Here is a 26064-nt window from a genome sequence, read left to right as displayed (position 1 = left end):
TGAATGGCGGAAGTTGGAACTTCCGCCATTCATTATCTTCAAGCCAAAACTGCTTCCGTCTTTTCTGCGGAAGCAAATTCCTTGCGGATAACAGGCGCAACTTTCGTGCCGTACAGCTCAATCGCCCGCAATGTGTTTTTGTGCGGCAGGCTGCCAAGATCGATTTGCAGCATGAAGCGATCATGCTTGAAGTAGCTGTGCTGCAGCATGATCTTGTCGATCACTTCCTGCGGCGACCCGACCAGAAGCGCGCCGCGCGGGGTGCGGCCAGCTTCAAACTGTGCCCGGTTGCTTGGCGGCCAACCGCGTTCGCGCCCGATCTTGTTCATCACCACTTCGTAGGACGGCCAGTAATCGTCTCCGGCAGCCTGTGAGGTATCGGCGACATAGCCGTGCGAGTTGATACTGACCTTCAGCGTCTCCGGTGCGTGGCCTGCCTTGGCACCAGATTCGCGGTAGAGATCAACCAGCGGGGCAAAGCGATGCGGTTCGCCGCCAATGATGGCGACAGCGAGCGGTAAACCGAGCGTGCCGGCACGGATGACAGATGCCGGCGTGCCGCCAACAGCAATCCATACGGGCAGGGGATTTTGCAACGGACGCGGATAGACGCCAAGATTGTTAATCGGCGCGCGTAAGTTGCCATTCCACGTCACGCGTTCATTGGCGCGCAACTTCAATAACAGATCGAGCTTTTCGGTGAAGAGTTCGTCATAGTCGTTGAGGTCGTAACCGAATAACGGGAAAGACTCGATGAACGAACCCCGGCCAGCCATGATTTCCGCACGGCCCGAGGAGATCAGGTCGAGTGTGGCATATTCCTGAAAGACACGAACCGGGTCTTCCGAGCTCAAAACCGTAACAGCACTGGTCAGCCGGATATTTTTGGTGCGTGCAGCACCGGCAGCCAAAACCACAGCAGGCGTCGAAATAACGAAATCCGGGCGATGGTGTTCACCGATGCCAAAAACATCGAGACCGACCTGATCAGCCAATTCCATTTCTTCAAGCAGATTTTGCATGCGCTGGTGCGCGTCGATGGCAACGCCGCTCTTGGGGTCGGGAGCCATGCCTGCAAATGTATATATGCCGAGTTCCATGATCTTCACCTTTATTCTAACGTTGCTGCTTAATTAAGCGCGCGTTGGTGGCTTGTGAAGAACGCACATTGCGGTTGCCAAGGCACCAAAGGAAACCGCCCCGGTCGGGGCGGTATATGGTGCGTGGTTAGCCCTTCGACAAGCTCAGGAAGCTCACCATGGGGAAGATTACGGATTGCAGGGAGCTATATTCTGCAATGTTTCTACTCGGCTTGCAGCCATTTTTTCCCTCATGGTGAGCTTGTCGAACCACGCATCATGATCATGCTATCAATACCCAACGGTAAAGCGCTCTTTGACGTGTTTTGGCGTCTCAGCTTCATCCAGGATGGCGACGGCGAGATCGGAGGCACTGATTGTGCTTTTGCCCTCGGCGCTGAATACCGGGTTGTCCTTGCCAAGGCGATAGGCACCGGTACGCGGGCCGGGTACAAGCATGAATGGCGGCGAGACAAAACTCCAATCCAGACCATTTTCGCTCTTCAGATCGTTCAGAGCCTGGCGGGCGCCGAGTGCACCTTCCTTGTATTCTGCAGGAAAATCAGGACCATCGACGAATTGTTTGCCTTCCTGATTCAACAGGCTGCCAGCACCACCAACGACGATCAGACGCTTCACGCCAGCCTTCTTGGTGGCTTCGCTGATGGCCTTGCTGGCCTTGATGTGAACGGCCTGAATGTCAGGAACACCCCAGCCCGGATTATAGGCTGAAAGCACAACGTCGCTGCCTTTCAACTTGTCGGCCAGATCAGCCACATCGAGCACATCGGCCTTAACCGCGGTGACACCGTCGAGCTTCTCGACCTTATCGACATTGCGCACGAGCGCCGTAACGGAATGGCCGCGCGACACGGCTTCTTTCAACAATTCTGTGCCGACAAACCCTGTGGCGCCAATGAGTGCGATTTTCATATTGATCTCCTTGTTGATTGCGTACGGGCTGATCGCGTACGGATTGTTTTCTGGTTACTCTTAATAACCATCTATGCTACAGGACGAGCCTTGTGAAGAACGCACTTTTTCCGTTTCAGGGCACATGGAAGTAACCGCCCCAGTAAGGCTGAGGATCAATTGAAATGAGCATTCATTCAAAACCAGACGGCGATGTGCCATTGCTTTCAACTTCGGCAGCTATGGCTACCGATGGTCTCGGTCTGTGCCCGATGCGTGAGGTATTGGATATTGTGGGTGACAGTTGGAGCCTGCTGGTGGTGATCAATCTGCAAGGCGGTCCACGCCGCTTCAATGTGCTGCGCCGCATGGTCGAGGGCATTTCACAGCGGATGCTGACCGTTACGCTGCGCTCGCTGGAGCGGGATGGCCTCGTGTCCCGCACCGTTAAACCCAGCTCACCGCCTGAAGTGACCTATGCGCTGACGCCAATTGGTCATTCCATTGCGGTTCCGATTGGTGCTCTGGGTGACTGGGCAGTGAAAAACCGCGACAACCTGCGCAGTGCCCGCAAGGTTTTTGACGAGGCACTGCAGGGATAGGAATTCGTGGCCGCTGCATCGGCATTGTGCGTGGTCCGACAAGCTCACCATGAGGGAGATGCGAGGATTGCAGGGAGCTATATTCTGCAATACTTCCGGTTAGCTTTACAGCACCACTCTCCCTCATGGTGAGCAACTGTGTTTATGTTTGAATGTTTGGTTGCCAATCTGTTTGGTTTTTGATCATTGCGTTGAGGGTGACGATGAGCTTTCGCATGAGTGCGACAATGGCCAGTTTGAAGGGCTTTCCGTTGGCTCTGAGCCTTTGATAGAAGGCGGCGAGCGGGTGTTTTGCGCAACGTATGACGCTTAAGGATGCCATATAGAGGACGCGGCGGATGCCTGCCCGTCCGCCCTGGCACTTTCCGCTGCGGCTGCTGTTTCCCGATTGGCGCGGATGCGGAGCAACGCCGGTCAGGCTGGCCGCCTGACGGCTGGATAGCGTGCCAAGCTCGGGCATGGAGCCGATGAGTTCGGCGGTCAGGACGGGACCGGCTCCCGGCATCGAGGCGATGCGCCTTGCCGTTTGTGCCTGTGCGGGATTGCGGGCTATGGCGCTGCGTATATGTGCTTCCAGTGTCTTGATGGCTTTGATGTGCTGGTCCATCAACACGCCAATGATGCTGGCAGCATCCGCATCGCCCATGCGCGCCTCGTGGCTTTTCAGCTCACTCAGTCCGGCAATCAACCGGCGGCGCAATGTCGTCAACTCTTTGATGGCGCTCATGGTTGTGGACCGGATCGCCGGTTTGCGGGTGGCAACGGCAACCTGCAGTGCCCGGGCAATGGCGATCGCATCCAGCCGGTCCGTCTTGGCCCGCCGGCCCGTCAGGCGGCTATGGGAGCGCACATCGGAAGGATGCAGGCAATAGGCTGCCATGCCAGCTTCACCCAGCACAATCAGCAGGCAATCCTCATAACCGCCTGTGGCTTCACAGCCAAAGGCAACCCCTTCCAGCACACCGATGCGCTGCAGCAAAAGACCAACGCCTGCGCGGCTGTTGGGCACCCGCAGTTCCAGCCCATCAGGCAAACAATGCAGATCGAGGTAAGCCTTGCTCACATCGATGCCGACAAAACGCGTAAACTGTGTCATGATGAAAACCCCTGGCTTGTCATGCGGGGTCGATGCCCCTGGCAACTGTTCGGGTGTCATCGAAGGACCGGGCCTTGCTCACCATCGGACTGGCAAACGTCCGGCTGTCGAAACGGCCTCAGGTCCATCGGTCCACGTGCCGTCAATGGGCACGTGGACCAAGCCAGTATACACACTTCAAACAGACAAGCTTGTCGAACCACGAACCACGCGCAATGGTTCTGCAGTTCTCCCGTTGGAACTCTCAGCCTATCCCCACGTTCTCCCTTTGTAAAAAATCAACAGGGAGAAACCCAATGCCTGCAAAATCTCAAGCTCAGCAGAAAGCGGCTGGAGCGGCACTATCGGCCAAACGCGGTGATACCAGGAAAAGTGAACTCAAGGGCGCATCGAAGAGCATGTACGAATCGATGAGCGAAAAGCAGCTTGAAGAGTTCGCCGAGACAGACCGCAAGGATCTGCCCAACAAAGTCAAAAGCAAGAAATAACCCTGAAAGCGCGCTGCTACTGGCACAGGCGCGCTTTGCAACTCTTGCCATGACAGCCAAGATCAAGGTGTATATTACCCTGATGGGCTGCGTCGCCGTCGGGGCCAATCACCGTCATAAACTGCTCGCAGCTCGTTTTATGGATTGACCGCCAGAATTCCTGTTCCTCGGGCGTTCCCTTCCAACCTGTCGCCAGCTCCGTGGTTTTGCCGTTGGAGAACTTGAACGACATGATGTCGAGCGCATTGGCAAAGGCATGTTCCGATACGCGCCCCTTATGGCCATTGTTAACCTTGCGGCATTGGTAGTCTGATCCGGTACCAATGCTTTCGATCCCGGCACCGAAGGATTTTTGCGCTGCTTTTTCAACATCGCCAATCCAGACGGCGAGCGTCCCGGCCATCGTGCAGTTGGTTGTTACCGGGGCGGCAAACTTTATCGGATTTTCCTTGCCGATCGCTGTGATCTTAAGCGGAGAGCGTTCGCCGCACATGCCTTCGGACAGCGGGGGGATAATTTCGCCCTGAACCTCGCCGTTCATCAATGCAGGACAGGCATTTTGATAGACACGATCAGGCGACGTGGCCGGATCAGATTTTTCGGCCGTATCTTCGTCATTGGATTTCGGCTGGGATTTTCCTTCCGCCTCATCTTCAATCGGGCGATTAGGCCCCAGTTGTTCGGCGGGTTTCACCTCTGGTTTATCGGCCGGTTTGGCATCATGCTCGGGCTTTTGTTCTGGAACGGGTGTTGTTTCAGGATCAGCCTTCTGCACTGCCTCAGCGGGCTTTTCCTCAGGTTTGGGCGCGTCAGCAGCAGACTCGCTTCCCGGTTTGCTCTGTGGAACGGGGGGAACGGCGGGCAGTGCGGGGCGATTGCTAGCGCTGTGATGCCTTCGCTGCCTTGCATCGGCAGTGTCGGCTGTGCTGATCAAAGCTGTTGTTGCAAAACATGCCGTGAGGAATAAAAGGATCATCGTCGAACAGCGCGACGGCGTCGAGAATAGGGTCATTTCCGGCTCTACTCCTGTTAAGCGTATAGCCTAACGCCTGACAGCCAATATCGGTTTCAATATTTATGACCGGCCGAAATGCGCTGCTTGGCTTGACATCATCAAACCTTCACACTAGAAGCCACCCCAGCGCAGGGCTTAACAGCTCTGCGTTTCATTTGACGTGTCCCGTGAGTGGTTTCGCAAAGCGTGCGTGAATCATTCTGTCAGTCTTCAAAAACAGAAGGCAGAGGAGGGCGCGTTTCCTTGAATCGGAGCGCGAGCTTCGATTTGGTTTGGTTGAAAGGAAATGCGATGAGCAAGCGCGAATCGTCCAAGTATAAAATTGATCGCCGTATGGGCGAAAACATCTGGGGTCGTCCTAAGTCCCCGGTTAACCGTCGTGAATATGGTCCTGGCCAGCATGGTCAGCGCCGCAAGAGCAAGCTTTCCGATTTCGGTGTACAGCTGCGCGCCAAGCAGAAGCTCAAGGGCTTCTACGGCGACATTTCGGAAAAGCAGTTCCGCAAGACCTACGAAGAAGCTTCCCGCCGCAAGGGCGATACCGGTGAACAGCTGATCGGTTTGCTGGAGTCGCGTCTGGATGCAGTGGTGTACCGCGCCAAGTTCGTTCCGACGATCTTTGCTGCGCGCCAGTTCGTCAACCACGGTCACGTGAACGTCAACGGCCGCCGCGTCAACATTCAGTCCTATATCTGCAAGGCAGGTGACGTGATTGAAGTTCGCGAAAAGTCGAAGCAGCTCGTTATCGTTCTGGAAGCCGTTCAGCTTGCTGAGCGCGATGTTCCTGAATATCTCGAAGTTGATCACAACAAGATGGTTGCCAAGTACACACGCGTTCCGGCCTTCTCCGATGTGCCATACGCTGTGCAGATGGAACCAAACCTGGTTGTCGAATTCTATTCGCGTTAATCAGTTCTGAGTTTATGAAGAAGCCGCCCAGGAGCAATCCGGGCGGCTTTTTTTATCTTGTATCTGCCCGGAGCCAGTATGACCGACCTTCAAGATGTCATTGACAGCGTCTATCAGGACCTTGCGAGCCGCATAGGCGAAGGCAAGCTGGCGGATTATATTCCGGAACTCGCCACTGTTGATCCGAAGCAGTTTGGTCTGGCGCTGGTCACGGTCGATGGTCAGATGCATGTGGTAGGCGATGCGGATACGTCCTTCTCCATCCAGAGTATCTCCAAGGTGTTCACGCTGACGCTGGCTCTTGGCAAACTCGGTGATGGCTTGTGGAAGCGCGTCGGACGCGAACCCTCGGGCAATGCCTTCAATTCCATTGTTCAGCTGGAACAGGAAAAGGGCAAACCGCGCAATCCTTTCATCAATGCTGGCGCAATTGCCGTTGCCGACGTGGTGCTTGCAGGCCATCTGCCGAAAGAGGCGATTGGCGAGATTGTCCAGTTCATCCGGCATCTGGCCGATGATGAAACCATTGCCATCGACCACAACGTGGCGCGTTCCGAAACCAATACCGGCTACCGCAATGTGGCGCTTGCGAACTTTATGCGTTCCTTTGGAAATCTCAATCATCCGGCTGAGCACGTATTGGGTGTCTATTTTCACCACTGTGCCATCGCCATGTCATGCCGCCAACTGGCGCATGCGGGTCTTTATCTCGCCTCTGCCGGACGCAATCCGCTCAACGGTGGGAGTGTGGTGTCTGCGGGCAGGGCAAGGCGTATCAACGCGCTGATGCTGATGTGCGGGCACTATGACGGTTCGGGTGACTTTGCGTATCGGGTCGGTCTTCCGGGCAAGAGCGGCGTTGGCGGTGGTATTCTCGCTATTGCCCCCGGAAAGGCATCGATTGCCGCGTGGTCGCCGGGTTTGAACGAAAACGGCAATTCCTTGCTGGGTTCTGCGGCGTTGGAACTTGTGGCGCAAAGGACGGGCTGGTCGGTGTTCGGGCAGTAAGCAGGCTTGGTTTCCACGATGAGCACTGAGGGAGGCGTGTTATCTCCCCCCTTGTGGGGGAGAAAGCGATTTCGGCATCTTAGCGAGCATAGCGAAGCTCAAGTGCCAGAAATCGCAAGAGAGGGGATCTTTCGAGTTTCCATTCTCACTTCTTTGCCTCGTGTAAAATATGGGAGCATATACCATCAAGATTGTTCAGGATTTCATTGTTCCAGAAACGTAACGTTTTAAACCCTTTGGTTTCAAAATGAGCATCGCGTTTTAGATCAGATTGCGAACCAGAATGTTGAGCGCCATCAAGCTCAATGATCAATCTTGCTTCGAAACATATGAAATCAATGATGTAGCGATCAAATGGGACTTGGCGTCGGAATTTTAATCCGTTTAATCGCTTGTTTCGAATGGCTTGCCATAACATGTTCTCAGCCAAAGTCGCTTCCTTGCGCATTTCGCGCGCAAAGTTAAGAAGTTTTGGCGGTACGTACTGACGGATGTCTGATCCCCTCTCTTGGATTTTCTAAGGATTTAGCGAAGGGCTAAATCCAAGAAAATCCTTTCTCTCCCACAAGGGGAGAGATAAGGGTCGCATTGCTGTCGGCGCCGTTCAATTGAACTTTGGTCTTGGCATAACAAGAACCGTAGAATTGAGAATCATTCCTTGCGTTCGATCATGGGCCAAGGCAATGAAGGCGCCAGAGGTGTTACTATGACCATCCATGATCAGGATCTGACAGATGCGGCGGGTTGCCACCCGATGTTTCTCGGTGTGCCGTCCAATGTTGAGTTCAATAAGCTGCGCAAGCGGCTGTTGCGCAATACACGGCAGGCCATTGATGACTTTGCCATGATCAAACCGGGCGAGCGCTGGCTGATCGGACTTTCGGGCGGTAAGGATTCCTACGGGCTGCTGGCACTATTGCTTGATCTGAAATGGCGCGGGCTGCTGCCGGTTGATCTGCTTGCCTGCAATCTTGATCAGGGCCAGCCGAATTTTCCAAAACATATTCTGCCGGATTATCTGAAGGCAAATGGCATCGAGCACCGCATCGAGTACAAGGACACTTATTCGATCGTTACTGACAAGATACAGGAAAACCAGACCTATTGTTCTCTCTGCTCGCGCCTGCGGCGTGGCCATCTCTATCGGGTGGCGCGGGAAGAGGGCTGTTCGGCGCTGGTTCTTGGCCATCATCGCGAGGACATTCTCGAGACTTTTTCATGAACCTCTTCCATGGCGGGCGCCTTGCAGCCATGCCGCCAAAATTGCTCAATGATGACGGGGATATCATGGTGCTGCGGCCACTGAGCTATTGCGCCGAGGACGATATGGAAAAATTCGCCAGTGCGATGCAGTTCCCCATCATTCCCTGCGACCTCTGCGGCAGTCAGGATGGCCTGCAGCGCAACATGATGAAAGCCATGCTGACCGACATTGAAAAACGTATGCCGGGACGCAAGGAGATCATGATCCGCGCGCTGGCCAATACAAGGCCAAGCCATCTTCTCGATCGCAAGATTTTTGATTTTGCTGGACTTGCCGCAAATGGAGCCGACGCCAGTGCACTTTGATGACAATGCTATTGATTGGTTGAGCGATTTGCTGGCGGCGGTGGCCGTTCAGGAAATCATGCCGCGGTTCCGCCAGTTGGACAGTGCTGACATCAAACAGAAGACCTCTGCGCTCGATCTGGTGACCGAAGCTGACACCAATGCGGAACGGGTCATTACAGCACGCCTGCGCGAGCGCTATCCCGATGCATTCGTTCTGGGCGAGGAAGCCTGCGAACTGGATGCGTCACTGCTCGGCAAGTTGAAGGACGCGCCGCTGGCTTTCGTCATTGATCCTGTCGATGGCACCTACAATTTCGCCACCGGTGTGCCGCTGTTCGGTGTCATGCTTGCGGTGGTAGTCAATGGTGAGACGGTCGCCGGTATCATTCATGATCCGGTTGGCAAGGATTGGATCATCGGTATGAAAGGGGCGGGAAGTCATATCCGCTCGGCGACTGACGTCAGAAGCAAAGTCTCGGTTGCGCAGCCAACGGCAGTGGGCGAAATGCTCGGTGCTATTTCCTGGCAGTTTCTCAACGATCCGTTGCGTTCAACGCTGGCGCGCAACCATGCCAAGTGCAAAGCGTCCTTCGGATTTCGGTGTGCAGCGCATGAATACCGGCTGATTGCATCGGGTCATGCGCATTTCGCGCTCTTCAACAAGCTGATGCCGTGGGACCATCTTGCCGGTGTGCTTATTCATCAGGAAGCGGGCGGCTACGCTGCCCGCTTTGATGGTTCTGCCTATCTTCCCGCGCATCTGGATGGCGGCTTGCTGGTCGCGCCTGACAAGGCAAACTGGCGGGATTTGCGCAGCACGCTCTGGTCAGAATAGAGCAATCGCCGGTAATCAAACCGGCGGATTGTGTGGATGGAAGAGCTTGCCCTTTTCGGCAATCAGCACAAACATCAGGCCGATCAGCGAAACGACGAAATATCCCAGCACCAGCGGCAGTGTTGTTCCGTCATAGGCTTGACCAATCAGAGCACCAATCGCGCCGCCACCAGCCGTGCCCATGAAGCCCAGCACGGACGATGCCGTGCCGGCCACATGGCCAAGCGGTTCCATCGCCAGCGCGTTGAAGTTGGAGCCGATCCAGCCGAACTGGAACATCGCCATGGCAAACAGCAGCAGATAAAGCGGGAAGGGCGTTGGGTGCGGCCCAAACAGGGTGAGCAGCAGCCACACCGTGTTGATCGTGAGGAAACCCATCAGCGCACCATGCGACAGGCGGCGCATACCATACCGGCCGACAAAGCGTGAATTCACGAAGGACGAGAAGGCCATCATGATCGCCACGGCGGAAAACGCCACCGGGAACCAGATGCCAAGGTCATAGATGCCGATATAAATCTGTTGGGCTGAATTGATGAAGCCGAAAAGCGAGCCGAACAGGAACGCGCTGGCCAGTGTGTAGCAAAGTGCTACCCGGTTGGTCAGAACGATCTTGAAACCCTGTGCGACTGATTTGAGCGTGAAAGGGCGGCGGTCCGCCGGATCAAAGGTCTCCGGCAGGCGAAAATACATCCATAGAGTGATAGCGGTTGCGAGAACGGCCATGAAAATGAAGATGAGATGCCAATCGCCGAATATCATCACGACTTGACCGGTCCCCGGAGCGATGACGGGTACGATCATAAACACCATCATGATCAACGACATGACTTCGGCCATTTGCCGCCCGCCATAAACGTCGCGGACGATGGAAATCGTGATAACGCGCGTCGCGGCCGAACCGATCCCTTGGATGAAGCGGAAAAACAACAATGATGCAAAGGTGGGCACAAAGGCCGCACTGAATGCCGCAATGATATAAATAGCCAATCCGCACAGCAGCGGTGCTCGGCGGCCAAAGCGATCCGAGAGGGGGCCGTAGAACAGCTGGGAGACCGCGAAACCAAAGAGGTATGCAGAGATCACATATTGCCGGTGATTTTCGCTGGTCACGCCGAGACTGGCGCCGATCTGCTGCAAACCTGGCAGCATGATATCGATTGCCAGCGCATTAATTGCCATGAGCATGGCCATCAATCCGATGAACTCCACCTTGCCCATTCCCATCAGCCGTGGCGGGGTCGTCTGTAAGTTACTATCCATGGTATGACCTGCAAAACCAAAACAAAGACAAAGGCGCCGGTGTTCCCAGCGCCTTTAGAAAAAGATTCCGGATTTCCCCGGAACCGGTTGAAATTATTGCGTAGTTAGGCCGCTTTTGTAGCGACGCCCTTTTCGCTGAGCAGGGCTTGTAACTCGCCTGCCTGGAACATTTCGCGGATGATGTCGCAACCGCCGACGAATTCGCCCTTCACATAAAGCTGCGGGATGGTCGGCCAATTGGAATAATCCTTGATACCCTGACGCAGTTCATTGGATGTCAGAATATTCACGCCTTTATAGTCGACGCCGATATAATCAAGAATCTGTACGACCTGGCCGGAAAAGCCGCACTGCGGAAAGCCGGGCGTGCCCTTCATGAACAGGACAACGTCGTTGCTCTTGACCTCGTTGTCGATAAATTCATTGATACCGCTCATTTCGGCAACCTTTCATACCAAAGCACGACGAATCGTCATCAATGGTCCAAATTGATCTCTACTCCACAAATAGCGCTTCAATTCTGCCAAAACAAGGCTGGTCATTGTGTCATCTCGTATCACTTTAGTACTCTGCATCACATTTTTGGCAGTTGTTGCAGCTATTGTCTGGCTCATGCGACCCGTCGCGCCCGTGAAAACACCACCGAAACCCGAGATCAATATGACTGATAGTGACCTTCCGGCTATCTGCAGGACAATGACATTCGAAGGCGTGAATTCCATCGTTTGCGAAGTCGATCTGCGTATCTTTAAGATTGATCTTGCCCGCGCGGGCGCCGATGGAAAAGCCTATGGTTCTCTGCAGGCATTTATCGATGCGCAGTTAAAGGATGCACGACCGGTCCTTTCGATGAACGCCGGCATGTATGAAAAAGACCTGTCGGCGGTCGGCCTCTACGTGGAGGATGGCAAACAGGCATTCCCGCTCAAGACCGGCGAGGGCGAAGGCAATTTCTTCCTGAAGCCAAATGGTGTGTTCTTCATCGATAAGACCGGCACTCCAGGAATCCTTGAAACCGGTGCCTTTGCAACTGCCGCTGTCGATCCCCGTATTGCTACGCAATCAGGTCCGATGCTGGTTATCAACGGTCAGATCCATCCACGCTTTGAACCAAACGGTGCTTCGCGTTTCATCCGTAATGGCGTCGGCGTTCGCGATGCCAACACGATTGTTCTGGCGATCTCGAAAGCACCGGTCAGTCTGGGAAGTTTTGCCCGGCTGTTCAAGGATGGGCTGGGGTGCGCCAATGCGCTGTTCTTTGATGGCGGGATTTCAGCGCTGTCGAATGATCGCAAGACGCTGATCGGCGGGATGGACCCGGTTGGGCCCATCATCGCAGTATTCAAGAAGTGAGTTATTCAGGAGCACTGGTCTGCAGGGCCAAGGCATGCAACACGCCGCCCATATTGCCCTTCAGTGCGTCATAGACCATCTGGTGCTGTTGAACGCGCGACTTGCCGCGAAAGCTCTCAGCCACCACTTCTGCCGCATAGTGATCCCCATCACCGGCGAGATCGCGGATGGTTACCTGAGCGTCAGGAATGGCATCCCTGATCATTTTCTCGATGTCGTGCGCGTCCATAGCCATAGTCAGTCTCCCAAACGTTACCTGTCTTTCAGCAAGACGGGGTCATGCAGCCTGTGTTTCATCGCTGTCCTGACCATTCATATAGTCAGGGAACCACGATTCGTGTGCTTTTGTCAGGTCTGCAACAGATATGGAGGCCAGCCGTTCGATCGTCAATGTATTGCCGCCAACTGTTCCAAGCTTGCGGAACGGAACGCCCGAGCCTTCGGCGTTGAGCGTAATGAAGTTGGCCATATCAGGGGCAACGGCGATCAGATAACGCGCCTGATCTTCGCCGAAAAGCAGCGCATGCGCCGGGCCTTCACCCACGTTGACACTGGCGCCCTTTGAAGACGCCATGCACATTTCTGCAAGAGCAATGCCCAGGCCACCGTCGGACAGATCATGGCAGGCGGTGATCTGGCTGTTGCGAATGGCTGAACGGACGAAATTGCCGTTGCGCTTTTCAATGTTGAGATCGACGGGCGGCGGCGGGCCATCGGCACGGCCGTGCAGGTCGCGCAGGTAGACGGATTGGCCGAGATGCGTGCCGTCGCCGCCGATGAGGATCAGCACATCGCCATCATGCATGCCGCCGATCTTGGCTGTCTTGGTCCAGTCGGGGATGAGACCCACGCCGGCAATGGTTGGTGTCGGCAGGATCGCCTGACCATTGGTTTCGTTGTAAAGCGATACGTTGCCAGAAACGATTGGGAATGCGAGCGCGCGGCAGGCATCGCCGATACCGCCAATGGCTTTGACCAGCTGTCCCATGATTTCAGGACGTTCCGGATTGCCGAAATTGAGATTGTCTGTTGCTGCGAGCGGCTCAGCGCCAACAGCTGTCAAGTTGCGCCAGCACTCCGCCACCGCCTGCTTGCCGCCCTCATAGGGATCAGCTTCGCAATAGCGGGGCGTCACATCGGAGGAGAAGGCAAGCGCTTTGCTGCGGTGGCCTTCGATACGCACGACGCCTGCGTCGCCACCGGGAAGCTGCAAAGAATTGCCCTGAATCAGTGTGTCATATTGCTCATAGACCCAGCGGCGCGAGCACAGATCAGGCGAGCCGATCAGCTTCAGCAAAGCCGCGCCGTAATCATCAACATCTGGCACACTTGATGCCGGAAGCGGCGCGTGCTTGCCGGGTTCCATCCATGGACGGTCATATTCGGGAGCCTGATCACCGAGATCCTTGATGGGCAGATTGGCGACTTCTTCGCCCTGATGGATAACGCGGAAACGCAGGTCATCGGTTGTGTATCCCACAATCGCAAAGTCCAGACCCCACTTCTTGAAGATGGCCTGAGCTTCTGCTTCCTTTTCCGGACGCAGAACCATGAGCATACGCTCCTGGCTTTCCGACAGCATCATTTCATAGGCGGTCATGCGCTCTTCGCGCACCGGAACATCGTCCAGCTTCAGTTCAATGCCGAGATTGCCCTTTGCGCCCATTTCCACGGCCGAGCAGGTCAAACCGGCAGCGCCCATATCCTGAATGGCAATGACGGCACCCGATGCCATCAGCTCCAGCGAAGCTTCAAGCAGGCACTTTTCGGTAAAGGGGTCGCCAACCTGAACAGTCGGGCGCTTTTCTTCGATCGATTCGTCAAATTCAGCCGACGCCATAGTTGCCCCGCCAACACCGTCGCGACCGGTCTTTGCACCGAGATAGACAACGGGAAGGCCGACGCCTTTGGCTTCGGACAGAAAGATCGCATTGGTCTTGGCAAGGCCGGCAGCAAAGGCATTGACCAGAATGTTGCCATTGTAGCGGGCGTCGAAATTGACTTCACCGCCCACGGTCGGAACGCCGAAGGAATTGCCATAGCCGCCAACGCCTTCAACCACGCCTGACACCAGATGACGGGTCTTTGGATGCGAGGGAGCGCCAAAGCGCAGGGCGTTCATAGCGGCAATCGGACGTGCACCCATGGTGAAAACGTCGCGCAGAATACCGCCAACACCGGTAGCGGCGCCCTGATAGGGCTCTATATAGGATGGATGGTTGTGGCTCTCCATCTTGAACACGACGCAATCGCCATCGCCGATATCGACAACGCCAGCGTTTTCGCCGGGACCCTGAATAACCTGCGGGCCGGTTGTCGGCAGAGTACGCAGCCACTTCTTGGAAGATTTGTAAGAGCAATGCTCGTTCCACATCGCCGAGAAGATGCCAAGCTCGGTAAAGCTTGGCTCGCGGCCGATCAGATCGAGAATGCGTTGATATTCGTCCGGTTTCAGCCCGTGCGAAGCAACGAGTTCCGGTGTGATCTGGACTGTGTTGGAGAGACCCATGGGTAATACCAATTCCATTGCGCTTTTCTTGGGTTCTCTTAGAGCAATTTGTTCGGCGAATACACCGTCAAACGTGGAAAAAATGTCGCTTGTCCGGTTTCGTCAACAGGCGGTGTCGGATGATGATTTATTCTCAGCGCTGTATAACCCACCGCATAACCATTGTGCGTGGTTCGACAAGCTCACCATGAGGGAGATGGAGGGTTGCAGAAATTTAAATTCTGCAACATTGGCGATGAGCATTGCAACTCGACCATCTCCCTCATGGTGAGCTTGTCGAACCACGCACTAAATGCCCTGCCATCCTCACGAATAACTATCATAACTCGCATTGTCGCTTGCCATCAGCCGCCGCAGGATCGTCAGGCCATTGGCCACTTCTTCATGCGTGCCGGGCACTGAATAGCCGAAACGCACGCGATGGAAGGTCTTTTCCGTCCGTCCGGCCTTGAATTCATCCTCGTCGTCGATCAGCACTCCCTCATTCAGCGCGGCACTTTTGAACGTAGCAGATAGCCACGGTTCCGGAAGTTTCACCCAAATAAACGGCGAATAAGGATGCGAATTGAAATCGACACCGGCGAAAATGGATCGTGCCAAACTTTCACGCGCTGACGTTTCTTCCCGCACCTTGAGGCGGATGGCATCCGCTTCACCTGAGTTGACCAACTGCGCGCCGAGTTCCGCCATGAGGAAGGGCATACCGCCTGTCACCATCTTATGGGCAGTCAGTACACGCGAGGCGAGGTGAGGCGGACAAGCCACCCAGCCGCCCCGGACACCGGCGGCGACGGACTTGGACAATCCGCCAATATGAAATGTGCGCTCCGGTGCCATTTCGGCAATCTTGACAATATCGAGATTGACCAGAGAGCCATAAATCTCGTCTTCAATGATCCAGACATTGTAGCGCCGGGCAATATCGACAATCGCGCGGCGATGCTCTTCGGGCATGGTTGTAGCAGTCGGATTTTGCAGAGAAGGCATCAGGAAGACCAGCTTGGGATGCTGCTGGGCGCAGAGCCGTTCGAAATCATCCGGCGTCGCACTGCCATTTTCCGTGTTGATGATGATGCTGCGGCGTCCCATCAGATTGGCACTGCGGGCAGCCGAACAATAACTCAGGTCCTCAAAGGCAATGCGGTCGCCGGGAACCGTCACCGCAGCAATAATGGCGAGGATCGCTGAATGCGCACCAAGCGTCGGCACAATCGAACTGACGTCCGGGTGCCAATCCGCAGAACCAAGCCAGCGGCTGCCAGCCTGCTGCCACGAGAGAGGCAAAGTGCGGGAATAGCTGGCAATCTCGGCGGGATAGGTTTTAATGATGTCACGCAAAAAGTGGTCCATCACTTCCGATTGCCGGACATCAATGGCTGCTGTGCTGTCGAGCCGGATATTGCCCGGAGGAATGATGTGAGCGCGCGTCCCGCCAAACGGTTGCGAATGCTGGGTTGTCGGTAGTTCGATCAGTTTGGTCTGCTTGTGATCTATCACATAGGTGCCGCGGCCAACCTCGCCGCTGACAAGCCCGCGTTCGCGAATAAGGTTATAGGCGCGGCCCACCGTGCCAATGGTCACGCCAATGTCAAAGGCGAGGTTACGCTGGGGCGGTAATTTTGTCCCGGGCGGCAGCACGCCGTCCGCTATGTCGGATTCAATACGCTCAGCCAGCTGCAAATAGAGCGGGCCTTTGCCGTGATTAAGTTCAGGAAGCCAATTTGTCATGGTGACAATTATGTATATTGCGATTCCAATTGAGTCAATTCATTACAATTCCGCATGAAATTCGAGTCAACCTGACTTGGAAGGATGGGAATTATGAGTACAATTGATGCAATCGAAAGAGAATGTGCCGATATAAAGCTTGCAAACCGCGATTTGCCAGCGTTCGGCTTGGGAAGCAATACGACGGCGTTCAGCCGAATGGTAGAATGGTTTTGCGTGGCTATGAGAAAACATCGTACCCGCATTCATCTGAACGAACTTTCCGCTGAGCAGCTCAAAGACATCGGGATGACGCCGTCTGACGCGCGGCGCGAGTCGCGCCGTTTCTTTTGGGATTGAGTATCGCACTGCAAACCAGGAGATAGCCGGTTTTTCGCCTCGCAAGAATTGCTCAATCGGGATCAGACGTGCTGATACGGGCCTTCAGTAATATTGAATGAAATTTTTCAAAATTACATATATATTACATCTCAACCTGTTTCAGGGAGGCGACTATGGTTACGACTTTTGTAGAACCAAACCGGCCTGTTACCCGAGGCCTGACATACGCTTCACAGCCCGATTATCTGGCCCAGTTCGCCGGATGGATCGAAAATGCGATCATGAAACGCCGTACAAGACTCCAGCTCGGAAAACTGACCGATGAAGGGCTGAAAGATCTCGCGCTGACCCGCGATCACGTCGAAGCTGACCTCGACCGTTATCTTTCAGCCTGATAGGGCGATGCCGGTGCGCAAGGCACCGGCTTCTTTCTTTTACTCAGCTTTGAGCCGAGCAGGATGATTGTCCCGCAGCCCAGCGGCGCACGTCTGCCGCAATGCGGTTGCCAGACGAATGGCTCATCAACGGACCAAATGCTTCAACCTTGGCGGGATTGCCTTCCGCGTGAACGACCAGCAATGGCCGGTCGCCGGGATTGTTTGCCGGTACGACCAGAATACGCGGACGGCCTGAATAGGAATTCAATTCGGGCGCGAGGCGGTAAGGTTTGAAAGACGGGTCCTTGGACTTGAACCAGCAATTATTGGCGGCAATAGCCACACGTTCCATTGTCGCAAGCGCGGCTTTGTCTGAGCCAAAGGCGAGGGAGCCCGGCCCGGATTTGCTGGGTGATTGGCATCCGGCAAGCGCCATAAGCGGAATCATTATGGCAAGGCCAATCGTTTGCTTCTTCATCCAGCTATCTCTCTAATAATAAAATGGTGATCGGTTCAGCTTGTTTCGAGTTCCCCGAGGAACACTTTCAAGGCATCCGTCATTTCGAACCAGACCAGCGATAGCACCGGATCCTGAACAATAAGTTGCTCATAGGCATCGAATTTCGGAAAAGGCTCCAGTAACCGGGACCGGCGCGTCATGACGCGGAAATGGTTGAAGAGAAAGCGGATCGGCGTGAGCCATGCGTCGGCCATTGTCATCTGTTTGCCCAGCGCGTAGGGGCCGTGACCGATGCGGTGCTCGATCTCCTGCAGACCGGCCTCCAGTTGGGCGAAAAGCTTGGTGATACGTGCATCATCCTTGGATTTGGTATGGATAAGCTCAAACAGCTCCATAACAGGTGCCAGGATTTCCAGCTCGGCCAGACGCGCCGCCATGCGAACGACAGCGCGATCACGCGAGTCGGCAGGCAACAGGGCGGGTTCAGGGAAATGTTCTTCCAGATATTCGGCAATGACCGTCGCTTCGACGATTGTCAGGCCTGAGCCGGTAATCAGCACCGGAACGCGGTTAAATGGAGAGATGCTGCGAAACTCTTCCGGAATCGGAAAGCCCGGCGGCGGAGCCACAACCTTGATTGGCGCTTTCTTGTAATAAGCGATGCTGCGAACAATCGAGGAGTAGGGGGAGAGCGGCCGCGAGTAGAGTTTCATTTCTCAATTCCTCCATTTGAGCGCCGTTCCAACGCATTGCATGTCGAAACGGCAGAACTCAAACGTATAGGATTCTACTCAGGCGGCAATCCCAAGAATGCCCGCGAACAATGCGCGGCCATCGGTACCGCCATGGGCGGCTTCAATCAGGTTCTCAGGATGGGGCATCATACCGAGAACATTGCCCTTTTCGCTGATAATGCCGGCAATATCGTTCATTGCGCCGTTCGGATTGGTGCCTTGTGCGTAGCGGAAAACCACCTGACCTTCGCCTTCGATACGGGCAAGTGTTGCTTCGTCAGCAAAGAAATTGCCGTCATGGTGGGCAACCGGGCAGCGAACAATCTGTCCATGCGAATAACCGCGGGTAAAGGCAGTGTTGGCATTGGTGACTTCAAGTTTGACTTCGCGGCAGACGAATTTCAATGATGCATTGCGCATCAGGGCCCCGGGCAAAAGTCCGGCTTCCTGCAGAATCTGGAAACCATTGCAGACGCCCATGACCATAACGCCCTTGTCGGCTTTTTCGCGGATGGCCTGCATGACAGGCATGCGTGCAGCAATCGCGCCACAGCGCAGATAGTCGCCGTAGGAAAAGCCGCCGGGGATGACGATCAGATCAACATCGGGGATTTCAGTGTCCGTTTGCCAGACAGTCTGAGGTGCCTTGCCGGAAATCTTTGTCAGCGCCGCAATCATGTCACGGTCGCGATTAAGGCCGGGAAGAAGTACGACTGCTGATTTCATTTAGATAAGCTCCACCGCATAATCTTCGATGACTGTGTTGGCGAGCAGCTTTTCGCACATCGCCTTGACGTTGGCTTCGGCAACGGCCCGGTCCTTGGTGTCGATTTCGACATCAAAAATCTTGCCCTGGCGTACGGATGCAACGCCATCGAAACCAAGACTGCCCAGCGCGCCGACAATCGCTTTACCCTGAGGGTCAAGAACGCCATTTTTCAAGGTTACAGTGACACGTGCCTTCATCGACTGTCTTCTCCGAGATTGTTCAATCAGTGTTGTTTATTTGACCAGCACCGGTCCGACCGGACGCGTTTGCTCATTTTCATTCATAATGCCCAGACGTCGCGCGACTTCCTGATAGGCTTCGATCAAACCGCCCATATCACGGCGGAACCGGTCCTTGTCCAGCTTTTCGCTGGTCTGGCTGTCCCAAAGGCGGGCGGAATCAGGCGAAAACTCATCGGCGACAACGATACGCATCATATCGCCTTCCCACAAACGCCCGCATTCGATCTTGAAATCGACAAGCTGGATGCCGACGCCGAGGAACAGGCCACTGAGGAAGTCATTGACGCGAATGGCAAGGGCCATGATGTCATCGATTTCTTGAGGAGCAGCCCAGCCGAACGCTGTGATGTGCTCTTCGGAGACCATCGGATCATCCAGAACGTCGTTCTTATAATAGAACTCGATGATCGAGCGGGGCAAGACTGTGCCTTCCTCGATGCCAAGACGTTTTGCCAGCGAACCGGCTGCAATGTTGCGCACAACGACTTGCAGCGGGATGATCTCGACTTCCTTGATCAACTGCTCGCGCATGTTGAGGCGGCGGATGAAGTGGGTCGGTATGCCCATACGATTCAGCTGCGTAAAGATATACTCGGAAATACGATTGTTCAGAACACCTTTGCCATCAATGACTTCATGCTTCTTGGGATGCAGCACGGTGGTATCGTCTTTGAAATGCTGAACAAGGGTTCCTGGCTCTGGTCCTTCGTAAAGGATTTTGGCTTTGCCTTCGTAGACACGGCGGCGACGGTTCATTGCAGGTCTCTGGTATTGGAGTTATCGGTCGGCCTTGGTCACAGCCATCATGTTGGCGCGCTAACTATCTTAAAAGCAAGCATTCTACAATGATACTTTGTAGAGCTCCCCGGTTTTATGGATTATATGGAGATTCTACGACAAAGTGACCCATGTTTGACTGGAGAGTTCCAATTCAGACTTTCGATTTTGTGCAAAACAGTTATATGAAACCCAAGAAACAAATACGCATCGGGGCTTTGCCCTAAAAACGCCCAAGACCGGAACGCCATATCATACTGAATGGCCAATTCATTTTGCGGGAGCAAGAGAGGATGACAATGGAAGATCGCGAGAATGCCTTTGAGAACAAATATGCACATGATGCGGAAGTGCGTTTTCGGGCAGAAGCACGGCGTAACAAGCTGATTGGCCTTTGGGCAGCTGAAAAGCTGGGCAAGACTGGCGAAGAAGCTGAGGCCTATGCGCTTGAAGTCATCAAGGCTGATTTCCAGGAAGCTGGCGACGACGACGTTTTCCGCAAGATTCGCGCCGATTTTGATGCGGCCGGTGTTGATAAATCGGATCATCGCATTCGCCGCACCATGGACGAAATGCTGGCTGAAGCTATCCGTCAGATTCAGGGTTCCTGATTGTTTTCACTTCGGTGTTTATTGAAAACCGCCCTTCGTGGGCGGTTTTTTATTGGCGTGATGCCGTCATTTTTGCTTCACTGAGCCACGAGTCGTTCAGACCAGTTGAATCCGGGAGCCATCATGCCGTTAGCGTCACGCCTGAGAGCGGGAGAAACTGTTTTCTCCGCCTGGTGCAATTTGCCGTATCCATTGGTTCTGGAAACCCTGTGCAAGACGGATTTCACCGCGTTCATGCTCGACATGCAGCATGGTGCGTTTGACACGGAATCGGTGTTGCACAGCGTCGGTATCATCCAGAACGCAGGCAAGCATACGGTAGTGCGCATACCGGTGGACCGTTTCGACATGGCAAGCCGGGCGCTGGATTTCGGGGCTGAGGGTGTCATCGCCCCGATGATCAACTCCGTGGAAGACGCCCGCCGCTTCGCGACGTCGATGAAATATCCGCCAGTCGGTGAGCGCTCGTGGGGGCAATTGCGCGGACGTCCAGGCAGTTACGGTGCTGGCGGCTCCGGCGCTTATCTTGCTGAAGTCAACCAGAAGACGCTGGCCTTTGCCATGATCGAAACCCGCGAAGCCTTTGCCGCGCTGGATGATATTCTGGCTGTCGATGGTATTGACGGTGTCTTTGTCGGACCTTCGGATTTTTCCATTGCCTGGAGCAATGGCGCAGAAGTCGATGCGGGTTCGCAGGCTATTATCGAGCCGCTGAAAGAAATCGCTGCCAAGGCACGGGCGGCAGGCAAGCTCTGCGGCATCTATGCGGCGAATGCCGAATTGGCCAAGCGCTTTACAGGTCTCGGCTTCACTTATCTCCCGCTTTCGGTCGATACGGCCTATCTGCAAGTTGGCGCGCAGACATTGCTGGAAGCGGTTAAATCATAGCTGCGAGATAAATTTCGCAAAGACCATTGTGCCTTCCGGCCATGGCCCATGGCCGGATTCGGCGTTGAGGTGACCGGATTCACCCGCGTCGATAAACAGTGAGCCCCAGGCGGCTGCCAAATCTTCGGCGACCGCATAATCGCAATAGTGATCGTTGCGGCTAGCAACGACAATTGATGGGAACGTGAAGGGGTCACGCGGGTAGGGACCGAATGTCATCAGATGTTTAGGCCGGATTTTCGGATTCGACACGTCAGGCGGCGTGACCAGAAACGCGCCTTTGATCTTGCTGCCAATCTGCGGCAGGGCATGGATGAAGGTTGGCACCCCTAGCGAATGCGCCACCACGACAACCGGAAGCGTTGCTTCGTTGATAGACTTGACCACTTCGGCAACCCAATCCTCGCGGACGGGTTTGGACCATTCCTTCTGCTCGACACGGCGTGCGGTGGAAAGTTTTGCTTCCCAGCGGCTCTGCCAGTGATCGGGGCCGGAATTGGTGTAACCGGGAATAATGAGAATATCGGCGTCTTTGACTTTCATGGTCCTCATTTAGGAAAAATATCGGCAAACCGCAACGCTGCGTGACGGTAAACAATCGTGGTTCGCTGGTTCACTATTTGTGAACATGCTGTTCGCTCATGCGTGACTTGTATCCGGACGCAGAACAACCGACTTTAGTTCCAACGAAACAAAATGGATCGCAGAAAGCATATGAGGGTCACACGCAGAGATATCGTTGGTGGCGCCGGTGTGCTTGCCCTTGACGCGATCGCGGGAACAGCCCGCGCGGAGAGAAAGATGAGCGACGTACTTTTTGCAGCAACAGCCCCGACCCATGTGTCCAAGGTTGGCATCAAGGCCAAGGACGCTGATGCGCTGTCAAAATATTACAGCGACGTGGTTGGTTTGCGTGAATTGTCACGCAGGGGCCAAACCGTTATTCTTGGGGCAGGCGACACACCACTTCTGGAAATCGAACAGGCATCCACGGTGCGTGCTGATGATCCGCACAGCGCCGGGCTTTATCATACGGCTTTCCTGTTGCCACGGCGGGTTGATCTCGCTCGCTGGGCACGGCGTGCCATCGATCAGCGCACGCAGATTGTCGGCGCGTCAGATCATCTGGTCAGTGAGGCGATCTATCTGACCGATCCTGAAGGCAATGGCGTCGAAATTTATGCTGATCGTCCGCATGAAAGCTGGAAGTGGAATGGCTCATCCGTACAGATGGGCACAGCCGCGCTCGATGTCGGCAATCTGCTTAGTGAACTGAAGCCTGATACCGCGGCTTGGAATGGTGCGCCTGATGGTGCCATGGTGGGCCACCTGCACTTGCGTGTTGGCAATGCCAAGGATGCGGAATCGTGGTGGCACACCGAACTCGGAATGCAGACTGTTGCCGGATTTGGCGGAAGTGCCGTGTTTCTTTCAACGGGCGGCTATCACCACCATGTTGCTGCCAATTCGTGGCAGAGCAAAGGTGCGGGCAAGCGTGACAACGATCGGTCGGGTTTGGCTTGGGCCGAATTTGTCTCGCAAGATGCCAAGGATGAACGTGAGATCATCGACCCTTGGGGCAATGTCATGCGAATTGTTCCCGCCAAAGCCTGATCTCACAAAAAAGCCCGCAGAATTGCGGGCTTTTTCTTTGGTCAATCAACACGAGTTTAAGCTTCGCCGAACACCCGCTTGAAGATCGTATCGACATGCTTGGTATGATAGCCAAGGTCGAATTTCTCCCGGATCGTGTCTTCCGGCAGCGCAGCACGAACGTCCGCATCGGCCAGCAGTTCCTCAAGGAAATCCTTGCCCTGTTCCCAGACCTTCATCGCATTGCGCTGCACGAGACGATAGGAATCTTCGCGCGAAACGCCAGCCTGTGTGAGAGCAAGGAGAACGCGTTGCGAATGGATAAGACCACGGAACTTGTTCATGTTTTTCAACATGTTATCTGGATAGACCAACAGTTTTTCAATGACGCCGGTCATGCGGGCCAGAACGAAATCCAGCGTGATCGTCGCATCCGGGCCAATCATGCGCTCGACGGACGAATGGGAGATATCCCGCTCATGCCAGAGTGCCACATTTTCCATAGCCGGAATGGCAAAGGCGCGAACCATGCGGGCAAGGCCGGTGGTGTTTTCGGTCAGCACAGGGTTGCGCTTGTGCGGCATGGCGGACGAGCCCTTCTGGCCCGGAGAGAAATACTCCTCGACTTCAAGAACTTCCGTGCGCTGCAGATGACGGATTTCCACCGAAAGCCGCTCGATCGACGAGGCGATGACGCCAAGTGTGGCAAAATACATGGCGTGACGGTCGCGCGGGATCACCTGTGTCGAGACCGGTTCCGGCTCCATGCCGAGCGACTTCGCCACATGCTCTTCGACATAGGGGTCGATATTGGCAAATGTGCCAACCGCACCCGAGATAGCGCAGGTTGCGATCTCGGCACGCGCCGCGACGAGGCGGGTGCGGCAACGTTCAAACTCGGCATAGGCCTGCGCCAGCTTGACGCCGAACGTGGTCGGTTCGGCATGAATGCCGTGGCTGCGGCCGATAGTGACTGTGTCCTTGTGCTCGAAAGCACGCTTTTTCAGCGCCGCAAGCAGCTTGTCTAGATCGGCCAGAAGAATATCGCTGGCGCGCATCAACTGGACATTGAAGCAGGTGTCGAGCACGTCAGATGATGTCATGCCCTGATGCACGAATCGCGCATCCGGACCAACGATCTCGGCAAGATGCGTCAGGAAAGCGATGACGTCATGCTTGGTTTCGCGTTCGATTTCATCAATGCGGTCAATGTCAAAGGTCGCAGCGCCACCCTTTTCCCAGATCGTTGCGGCCGCTTCCTTCGGAATGACGCCCAGTTCGGCAAGCGCATCGCAGGCATAGGCTTCGATTTCAAACCAGATGCGGAATTTCGTTTCCGGGGACCAGATGGCGACCATTTCGGGCCGCGAATAACGCGGGATCATATTGTGTTCCTATAGGCAATCGATGGGCGGATGAGTGTGAAACCTGCTCTAACAGACCAAGACGCTGTACTCAACGCGGCTTTTCAGCCTGCACGGCGATATGGCCAGAAATCACTGTTGCGTGGTTACCGCCAACCAGCGGTGGTCGGGGCCCTCAAAGCCCATTGTGCGGACGGCAATCAAAATGGCGAGAGCAGGTTTGCCGTCTGCGAGGTAGAACGTCTGGACTGCGCCGATACTGTAGCCTTGCGGACAACTGCGGCTGGTTGGAATGGTTTTGTCCTCGTGCAAGGTCTTGATATCAGCTGACTTGCCCTGCTGCAGCTTCAGGCGAAAACCCTTATATGGTTCGGGCTCTGGACACTTATCCGGACGCGGCACATCGATTTCGTCCAACGTCACCGTCAACGGTTCGTCTATGGCCGGGAAAACCGGGCGGGGATTGAAGGTGACCTTGAATTTGTCTGCCGATAGTTCGGTGATCGGATTGGCAGCAACCGTATCACCCGAATTGGCGCGCAGCTCCTTGTCGGTAAATCCTGTCACGCCCTGCGCGTCACGGCCGGCTTTTTCGCGCGCTTCTTCGATGGATGCCTTTTCTTCGTCAAGACGCACACGAACCGGGGTCTTCGGCAGAAATGTGTCGGTTGCGGTGTCAATGTAATAGCGGTTGGCATAGGGAAATCCCGAGCCATCCTGAACGCCATATTCCTCGAAGGCAAACACCTTGCCATCCCTGGAAAACCCGAGGATATCGAGTTTGGCGGCATCTCCTGCCTGCGCTGCTAAAGACCATGAACTTGCGACAAGGACGACAGCGGCGCTGAGCAGGGAGGTGAGACGCATCATGAACCTTTGAACGTTGCGTTGCGGATCAACTCGATATTGGCGCGGTAGGAAGCTTCCGAACCGCCTTTGAACACCGCAGATCCGGCAACCAGTGCGTTTGCACCAGCTTCAACAGCCAGCCCGGATGTTTCGTGCGTTATACCGCCATCGACTTCCAGATCAATTGGCCGGTCGCCTATCATCGCTTTGACCTTGCGGATTTTCGCCAGCGTTTCCGGAATGAATTTCTGGCCGCCAAAACCCGGATTGACGGTCATGACCAGAATGAGGTCGACATCGTTCAATACGTATTCGATGGCGGATTCCGGTGTTCCGGGATTGATGGCAACGCCAGCCTTCTTGCCCAGCGCGCGAATAGCCTGCAACGAACGGTGCACATGCGGGCCCGCTTCTGCGTGGATGGTGATGATGTCGGAGCCAGCCTTGGCAAAGGCTTCAAGGTAGGGATCGCAAGGCGAAATCATCAGATGCGTGTCGAAAATAGCATCAGTCAACGGACGGATGGCTTTGACCACCTCCGGGCCGAAGGTGATGTTCGGGACGAAATGCCCGTCCATGACGTCGATATGCACCCAGTCAGCACCTGCTTTGAGAACAGTGGTGACTTCCGAGCCAAGCTTGGAAAAGTCCGAAGCGAGGATGGATGGGGCGATGACAAGCGGACGGCTCATGGCGTTCTCCGGTAGAGGTGTTGTGCGCGCCCGTTACCA

General features: G+C 55.0%; 31 protein-coding genes and 1 pseudogene. 13 read left to right on the top strand and 19 right to left on the bottom strand.

Features of this window, described 5'->3' with window-relative positions; translation table 11 throughout:
• Positions 1 to 38: 38 nt before the first annotated feature.
• Positions 39 to 1100 carry an LLM class flavin-dependent oxidoreductase gene (locus HB779_RS16785; RefSeq protein WP_188343407.1) on the bottom strand — a complete coding sequence of 354 codons (1062 nt, stop codon included), beginning with the start codon at positions 1098 to 1100 and terminating at the stop codon, positions 39 to 41.
• 270 nt (positions 1101 to 1370) lie between these two features.
• Positions 1371 to 2012, bottom strand: a complete 642-nt coding sequence (locus tag HB779_RS16780) for an NAD(P)-dependent oxidoreductase (RefSeq protein ID WP_188343406.1) — start codon at positions 2010 to 2012, stop codon at positions 1371 to 1373.
• Between the two features lie 164 nt (positions 2013 to 2176).
• Here HB779_RS16780 and HB779_RS16775 point away from each other — a divergent pair, with 164 nt between their 5' ends.
• Positions 2177 to 2593 (top strand): helix-turn-helix domain-containing protein, encoded by a 417-nt coding sequence (locus tag HB779_RS16775; RefSeq protein ID WP_188343405.1) that lies wholly within the window; start codon positions 2177 to 2179, stop codon positions 2591 to 2593.
• 142 nt (positions 2594 to 2735) lie between these two features.
• Here the strand turns inward: HB779_RS16775 and HB779_RS16770 are convergent, their stop codons facing one another.
• Positions 2736 to 3689, bottom strand: a complete 954-nt coding sequence (locus HB779_RS16770; protein ID WP_188343404.1) for an IS110 family transposase — start codon at positions 3687 to 3689, stop codon at positions 2736 to 2738.
• A gap of 296 nt (positions 3690 to 3985) precedes the next feature.
• On the opposite strand from HB779_RS16770, the gene HB779_RS16765 reads away from it, so the two are divergent.
• Positions 3986 to 4177: a DUF3008 family protein gene (locus tag HB779_RS16765; protein ID WP_188343403.1), complete on the top strand. Its 192-nt coding sequence runs from the start codon at positions 3986 to 3988 to the stop codon at positions 4175 to 4177.
• A 16-nt stretch (positions 4178 to 4193) separates the two neighbouring features.
• Here the strand turns inward: HB779_RS16765 and HB779_RS16760 are convergent, their stop codons facing one another.
• On the bottom strand, positions 4194 to 5189 hold the full coding sequence (locus tag HB779_RS16760; protein WP_188343402.1) for an extensin family protein: 996 nt from the start codon (positions 5187 to 5189) through the stop codon (positions 4194 to 4196).
• 294 nt (positions 5190 to 5483) lie between these two features.
• Between HB779_RS16760 and rpsD the strand changes: the two genes are divergently transcribed.
• Positions 5484 to 6101, top strand: a complete 618-nt coding sequence (gene rpsD / locus HB779_RS16755; RefSeq protein ID WP_182549127.1) for a 30S ribosomal protein S4 — start codon at positions 5484 to 5486, stop codon at positions 6099 to 6101.
• A gap of 78 nt (positions 6102 to 6179) precedes the next feature.
• Entirely contained in the window at positions 6180 to 7109 is a 930-nt protein-coding gene (locus tag HB779_RS16750) for a glutaminase (protein WP_188343401.1), read from the top strand.
• Positions 7110 to 7254: 145 nt separating this feature from the next.
• Here the strand turns inward: HB779_RS16750 and HB779_RS16745 are convergent, their stop codons facing one another.
• Positions 7255 to 7602, bottom strand: a complete 348-nt coding sequence (locus HB779_RS16745) for an endonuclease domain-containing protein (RefSeq protein WP_188345978.1) — start codon at positions 7600 to 7602, stop codon at positions 7255 to 7257.
• 213 nt (positions 7603 to 7815) lie between these two features.
• On the opposite strand from HB779_RS16745, the pseudogene ttcA reads away from it, so the two are divergent.
• Positions 7816 to 8678 (top strand): annotated as a pseudogene (gene ttcA / locus HB779_RS16740) (tRNA 2-thiocytidine(32) synthetase TtcA).
• Complete coding sequence (locus HB779_RS16735) at positions 8668 to 9495, top strand: inositol monophosphatase family protein (protein ID WP_371823935.1); 828 nt, start codon at positions 8668 to 8670, stop codon at positions 9493 to 9495. Before ttcA ends, HB779_RS16735 begins: the two are co-directional and overlap by 11 nt.
• Before the next feature lie 15 nt (positions 9496 to 9510).
• Here HB779_RS16735 and HB779_RS16730 read toward each other — a convergent pair whose 3' ends face one another.
• Together HB779_RS16730 and grxD are read right to left on the bottom strand one after the other, a co-directional pair.
• A complete protein-coding gene (locus tag HB779_RS16730; RefSeq protein ID WP_371823864.1) occupies positions 9511 to 10758 on the bottom strand; it encodes a multidrug effflux MFS transporter in 1248 nt (415 codons plus the stop codon).
• Between the two features lie 104 nt (positions 10759 to 10862).
• Positions 10863 to 11195: a Grx4 family monothiol glutaredoxin gene (gene grxD / locus HB779_RS16725; RefSeq protein ID WP_188343399.1), complete on the bottom strand. Its 333-nt coding sequence runs from the start codon at positions 11193 to 11195 to the stop codon at positions 10863 to 10865.
• 223 nt (positions 11196 to 11418) lie between these two features.
• Here grxD and HB779_RS16720 point away from each other — a divergent pair, with 223 nt between their 5' ends.
• Positions 11419 to 12111: a phosphodiester glycosidase family protein gene (locus tag HB779_RS16720; RefSeq protein ID WP_244642400.1), complete on the top strand. Its 693-nt coding sequence runs from the start codon at positions 11419 to 11421 to the stop codon at positions 12109 to 12111.
• Position 12112: 1 nt separating this feature from the next.
• On the opposite strand, the gene HB779_RS16715 is transcribed toward HB779_RS16720, so the two are convergent.
• Positions 12113 to 12346, bottom strand: coding sequence for a BolA/IbaG family iron-sulfur metabolism protein (locus HB779_RS16715; RefSeq protein ID WP_188343398.1), 234 nt, complete (start codon positions 12344 to 12346; stop codon positions 12113 to 12115).
• Between the two features lie 42 nt (positions 12347 to 12388).
• Complete coding sequence (purL, locus tag HB779_RS16710; protein ID WP_188343397.1) at positions 12389 to 14620, bottom strand: phosphoribosylformylglycinamidine synthase subunit PurL; 2232 nt, start codon at positions 14618 to 14620, stop codon at positions 12389 to 12391.
• Here purL and HB779_RS16705 point away from each other — a divergent pair.
• Positions 14619 to 14891 (top strand): hypothetical protein, encoded by a 273-nt coding sequence (locus HB779_RS16705; RefSeq protein ID WP_188343396.1) that lies wholly within the window; start codon positions 14619 to 14621, stop codon positions 14889 to 14891. The genes purL and HB779_RS16705 overlap by 2 nt on opposite strands.
• 35 nt (positions 14892 to 14926) lie before the next feature.
• On the opposite strand, the gene HB779_RS16700 is transcribed toward HB779_RS16705, so the two are convergent.
• Entirely contained in the window at positions 14927 to 16348 is a 1422-nt protein-coding gene (locus HB779_RS16700) for a PLP-dependent aminotransferase family protein (RefSeq protein ID WP_188343395.1), read from the bottom strand.
• 93 nt (positions 16349 to 16441) lie between these two features.
• On the opposite strand from HB779_RS16700, the gene HB779_RS25460 reads away from it, so the two are divergent.
• Together HB779_RS25460 and HB779_RS16690 are read left to right on the top strand one after the other, a co-directional pair.
• A complete protein-coding gene (locus tag HB779_RS25460) occupies positions 16442 to 16687 on the top strand; it encodes a DUF1127 domain-containing protein (protein ID WP_244642399.1) in 246 nt (81 codons plus the stop codon).
• Positions 16688 to 16842: 155 nt separating this feature from the next.
• On the top strand, positions 16843 to 17064 hold the full coding sequence (locus HB779_RS16690) for a DUF1127 domain-containing protein (protein WP_188343394.1): 222 nt from the start codon (positions 16843 to 16845) through the stop codon (positions 17062 to 17064).
• A 43-nt stretch (positions 17065 to 17107) separates the two neighbouring features.
• Here the strand turns inward: HB779_RS16690 and HB779_RS16685 are convergent, their stop codons facing one another.
• The 5 genes from HB779_RS16685 to purC all read right to left on the bottom strand — a co-directional run bounded on the left by HB779_RS16685 (position 17108) and on the right by purC (position 20007).
• The gene (locus HB779_RS16685; RefSeq protein WP_188343393.1) at positions 17108 to 17524 is read right to left on the bottom strand and encodes a hypothetical protein; all 417 of its coding nucleotides are present in this window, start codon (positions 17522 to 17524) and stop codon (positions 17108 to 17110) included.
• A 35-nt stretch (positions 17525 to 17559) separates the two neighbouring features.
• On the bottom strand, positions 17560 to 18219 hold the full coding sequence (locus HB779_RS16680) for a glutathione S-transferase family protein (protein WP_188343392.1): 660 nt from the start codon (positions 18217 to 18219) through the stop codon (positions 17560 to 17562).
• 78 nt (positions 18220 to 18297) lie between these two features.
• Complete coding sequence (gene purQ, locus HB779_RS16675) at positions 18298 to 18966, bottom strand: phosphoribosylformylglycinamidine synthase subunit PurQ (protein WP_188343391.1); 669 nt, start codon at positions 18964 to 18966, stop codon at positions 18298 to 18300.
• Entirely contained in the window at positions 18967 to 19206 is a 240-nt protein-coding gene (gene purS / locus HB779_RS16670; RefSeq protein WP_188343390.1) for a phosphoribosylformylglycinamidine synthase subunit PurS, read from the bottom strand. It abuts the gene before it with no gap.
• Positions 19207 to 19242: 36 nt separating this feature from the next.
• Positions 19243 to 20007 (bottom strand): phosphoribosylaminoimidazolesuccinocarboxamide synthase, encoded by a 765-nt coding sequence (gene purC / locus HB779_RS16665; protein ID WP_188343389.1) that lies wholly within the window; start codon positions 20005 to 20007, stop codon positions 19243 to 19245.
• Between the two features lie 314 nt (positions 20008 to 20321).
• Here purC and HB779_RS16660 point away from each other — a divergent pair, with 314 nt between their 5' ends.
• Positions 20322 to 20639: a DUF1476 domain-containing protein gene (locus tag HB779_RS16660; protein WP_188343388.1), complete on the top strand. Its 318-nt coding sequence runs from the start codon at positions 20322 to 20324 to the stop codon at positions 20637 to 20639.
• Positions 20640 to 20762: 123 nt separating this feature from the next.
• Complete coding sequence (locus HB779_RS16655) at positions 20763 to 21527, top strand: HpcH/HpaI aldolase/citrate lyase family protein (protein WP_188343387.1); 765 nt, start codon at positions 20763 to 20765, stop codon at positions 21525 to 21527.
• Here the strand turns inward: HB779_RS16655 and HB779_RS16650 are convergent.
• Entirely contained in the window at positions 21522 to 22070 is a 549-nt protein-coding gene (locus HB779_RS16650; RefSeq protein WP_188343386.1) for an alpha/beta hydrolase, read from the bottom strand. The genes HB779_RS16655 and HB779_RS16650 overlap by 6 nt on opposite strands.
• Positions 22071 to 22241: 171 nt before the next feature.
• Between HB779_RS16650 and HB779_RS16645 the strand changes: the two genes are divergently transcribed.
• Positions 22242 to 23141, top strand: coding sequence for a VOC family protein (locus HB779_RS16645; protein ID WP_188343385.1), 900 nt, complete (start codon positions 22242 to 22244; stop codon positions 23139 to 23141).
• A 56-nt stretch (positions 23142 to 23197) separates the two neighbouring features.
• Here HB779_RS16645 and purB read toward each other — a convergent pair whose 3' ends face one another.
• The 3 genes from purB to rpe form a co-directional block, all read right to left on the bottom strand.
• Complete coding sequence (gene purB / locus HB779_RS16640; RefSeq protein WP_188343384.1) at positions 23198 to 24505, bottom strand: adenylosuccinate lyase; 1308 nt, start codon at positions 24503 to 24505, stop codon at positions 23198 to 23200.
• 111 nt (positions 24506 to 24616) lie between these two features.
• The gene (locus tag HB779_RS16635) at positions 24617 to 25354 is read right to left on the bottom strand and encodes a DUF2259 domain-containing protein (protein WP_244642398.1); all 738 of its coding nucleotides are present in this window, start codon (positions 25352 to 25354) and stop codon (positions 24617 to 24619) included.
• Complete coding sequence (gene rpe / locus HB779_RS16630) at positions 25351 to 26025, bottom strand: ribulose-phosphate 3-epimerase (RefSeq protein WP_188343383.1); 675 nt, start codon at positions 26023 to 26025, stop codon at positions 25351 to 25353. The genes HB779_RS16635 and rpe overlap by 4 nt, the downstream gene beginning before the upstream one ends.
• Between the last annotated feature and the right edge of the window lie 39 nt (positions 26026 to 26064).

It is taken from the genome of Phyllobacterium sp. 628 (assembly GCF_014189505.1).
Lineage (GTDB): Bacteria > Pseudomonadota > Alphaproteobacteria > Rhizobiales > Rhizobiaceae > Phyllobacterium.
This window is presented reverse-complemented; position numbering and strand designations above follow the sequence as displayed.

Excerpts from the sequence above, each read along its gene's own strand:
- purQ (WP_188343391.1), bottom strand. The coding sequence starts at position 18,966 with ATGAAATCAGCAGTCGTACTTCTTCCCGGCCTTAATCGCGACCGTGAC.
- HB779_RS16690 (WP_188343394.1), top strand. The coding sequence starts at position 16,843 with ATGGTTACGACTTTTGTAGAACCAAACCGGCCTGTTACCCGAGGCCTG.
- HB779_RS16770 (WP_188343404.1), bottom strand. The coding sequence starts at position 3,689 with ATGACACAGTTTACGCGTTTTGTCGGCATCGATGTGAGCAAGGCTTAC.
- purC (WP_188343389.1), bottom strand. The coding sequence starts at position 20,007 with ATGAACCGTCGCCGCCGTGTCTACGAAGGCAAAGCCAAAATCCTTTAC.
- HB779_RS16785 (WP_188343407.1), bottom strand. The coding sequence starts at position 1,100 with ATGGAACTCGGCATATATACATTTGCAGGCATGGCTCCCGACCCCAAG.
- rpsD (WP_182549127.1), top strand. The coding sequence starts at position 5,484 with ATGAGCAAGCGCGAATCGTCCAAGTATAAAATTGATCGCCGTATGGGC.
- HB779_RS16705 (WP_188343396.1), top strand. The coding sequence starts at position 14,619 with ATGGGTAATACCAATTCCATTGCGCTTTTCTTGGGTTCTCTTAGAGCA.
- purS (WP_188343390.1), bottom strand. The coding sequence starts at position 19,206 with ATGAAGGCACGTGTCACTGTAACCTTGAAAAATGGCGTTCTTGACCCT.
- HB779_RS16720 (WP_244642400.1), top strand. The coding sequence starts at position 11,419 with ATGACTGATAGTGACCTTCCGGCTATCTGCAGGACAATGACATTCGAA.
- HB779_RS16700 (WP_188343395.1), bottom strand. The coding sequence starts at position 16,348 with ATGACAAATTGGCTTCCTGAACTTAATCACGGCAAAGGCCCGCTCTAT.
- HB779_RS16780 (WP_188343406.1), bottom strand. The coding sequence starts at position 2,012 with ATGAAAATCGCACTCATTGGCGCCACAGGGTTTGTCGGCACAGAATTG.
- purL (WP_188343397.1), bottom strand. The coding sequence starts at position 14,620 with ATGGGTCTCTCCAACACAGTCCAGATCACACCGGAACTCGTTGCTTCG.
- HB779_RS16635 (WP_244642398.1), bottom strand. The coding sequence starts at position 25,354 with ATGATGCGTCTCACCTCCCTGCTCAGCGCCGCTGTCGTCCTTGTCGCA.
- HB779_RS25460 (WP_244642399.1), top strand. The coding sequence starts at position 16,442 with ATGAGTACAATTGATGCAATCGAAAGAGAATGTGCCGATATAAAGCTT.
- HB779_RS16655 (WP_188343387.1), top strand. The coding sequence starts at position 20,763 with ATGCCGTTAGCGTCACGCCTGAGAGCGGGAGAAACTGTTTTCTCCGCC.
- HB779_RS16660 (WP_188343388.1), top strand. The coding sequence starts at position 20,322 with ATGACAATGGAAGATCGCGAGAATGCCTTTGAGAACAAATATGCACAT.
- grxD (WP_188343399.1), bottom strand. The coding sequence starts at position 11,195 with ATGAGCGGTATCAATGAATTTATCGACAACGAGGTCAAGAGCAACGAC.
- rpe (WP_188343383.1), bottom strand. The coding sequence starts at position 26,025 with ATGAGCCGTCCGCTTGTCATCGCCCCATCCATCCTCGCTTCGGACTTT.
- HB779_RS16685 (WP_188343393.1), bottom strand. The coding sequence starts at position 17,524 with ATGAAGAAGCAAACGATTGGCCTTGCCATAATGATTCCGCTTATGGCG.
- HB779_RS16760 (WP_188343402.1), bottom strand. The coding sequence starts at position 5,189 with ATGACCCTATTCTCGACGCCGTCGCGCTGTTCGACGATGATCCTTTTA.
- HB779_RS16765 (WP_188343403.1), top strand. The coding sequence starts at position 3,986 with ATGCCTGCAAAATCTCAAGCTCAGCAGAAAGCGGCTGGAGCGGCACTA.
- HB779_RS16680 (WP_188343392.1), bottom strand. The coding sequence starts at position 18,219 with ATGAAACTCTACTCGCGGCCGCTCTCCCCCTACTCCTCGATTGTTCGC.
- HB779_RS16730 (WP_371823864.1), bottom strand. The coding sequence starts at position 10,758 with ATGGATAGTAACTTACAGACGACCCCGCCACGGCTGATGGGAATGGGC.
- HB779_RS16650 (WP_188343386.1), bottom strand. The coding sequence starts at position 22,070 with ATGAAAGTCAAAGACGCCGATATTCTCATTATTCCCGGTTACACCAAT.
- HB779_RS16645 (WP_188343385.1), top strand. The coding sequence starts at position 22,242 with ATGAGGGTCACACGCAGAGATATCGTTGGTGGCGCCGGTGTGCTTGCC.
- purB (WP_188343384.1), bottom strand. The coding sequence starts at position 24,505 with ATGATCCCGCGTTATTCGCGGCCCGAAATGGTCGCCATCTGGTCCCCG.
- HB779_RS16750 (WP_188343401.1), top strand. The coding sequence starts at position 6,180 with ATGACCGACCTTCAAGATGTCATTGACAGCGTCTATCAGGACCTTGCG.
- HB779_RS16775 (WP_188343405.1), top strand. The coding sequence starts at position 2,177 with ATGAGCATTCATTCAAAACCAGACGGCGATGTGCCATTGCTTTCAACT.
- HB779_RS16715 (WP_188343398.1), bottom strand. The coding sequence starts at position 12,346 with ATGGCTATGGACGCGCACGACATCGAGAAAATGATCAGGGATGCCATT.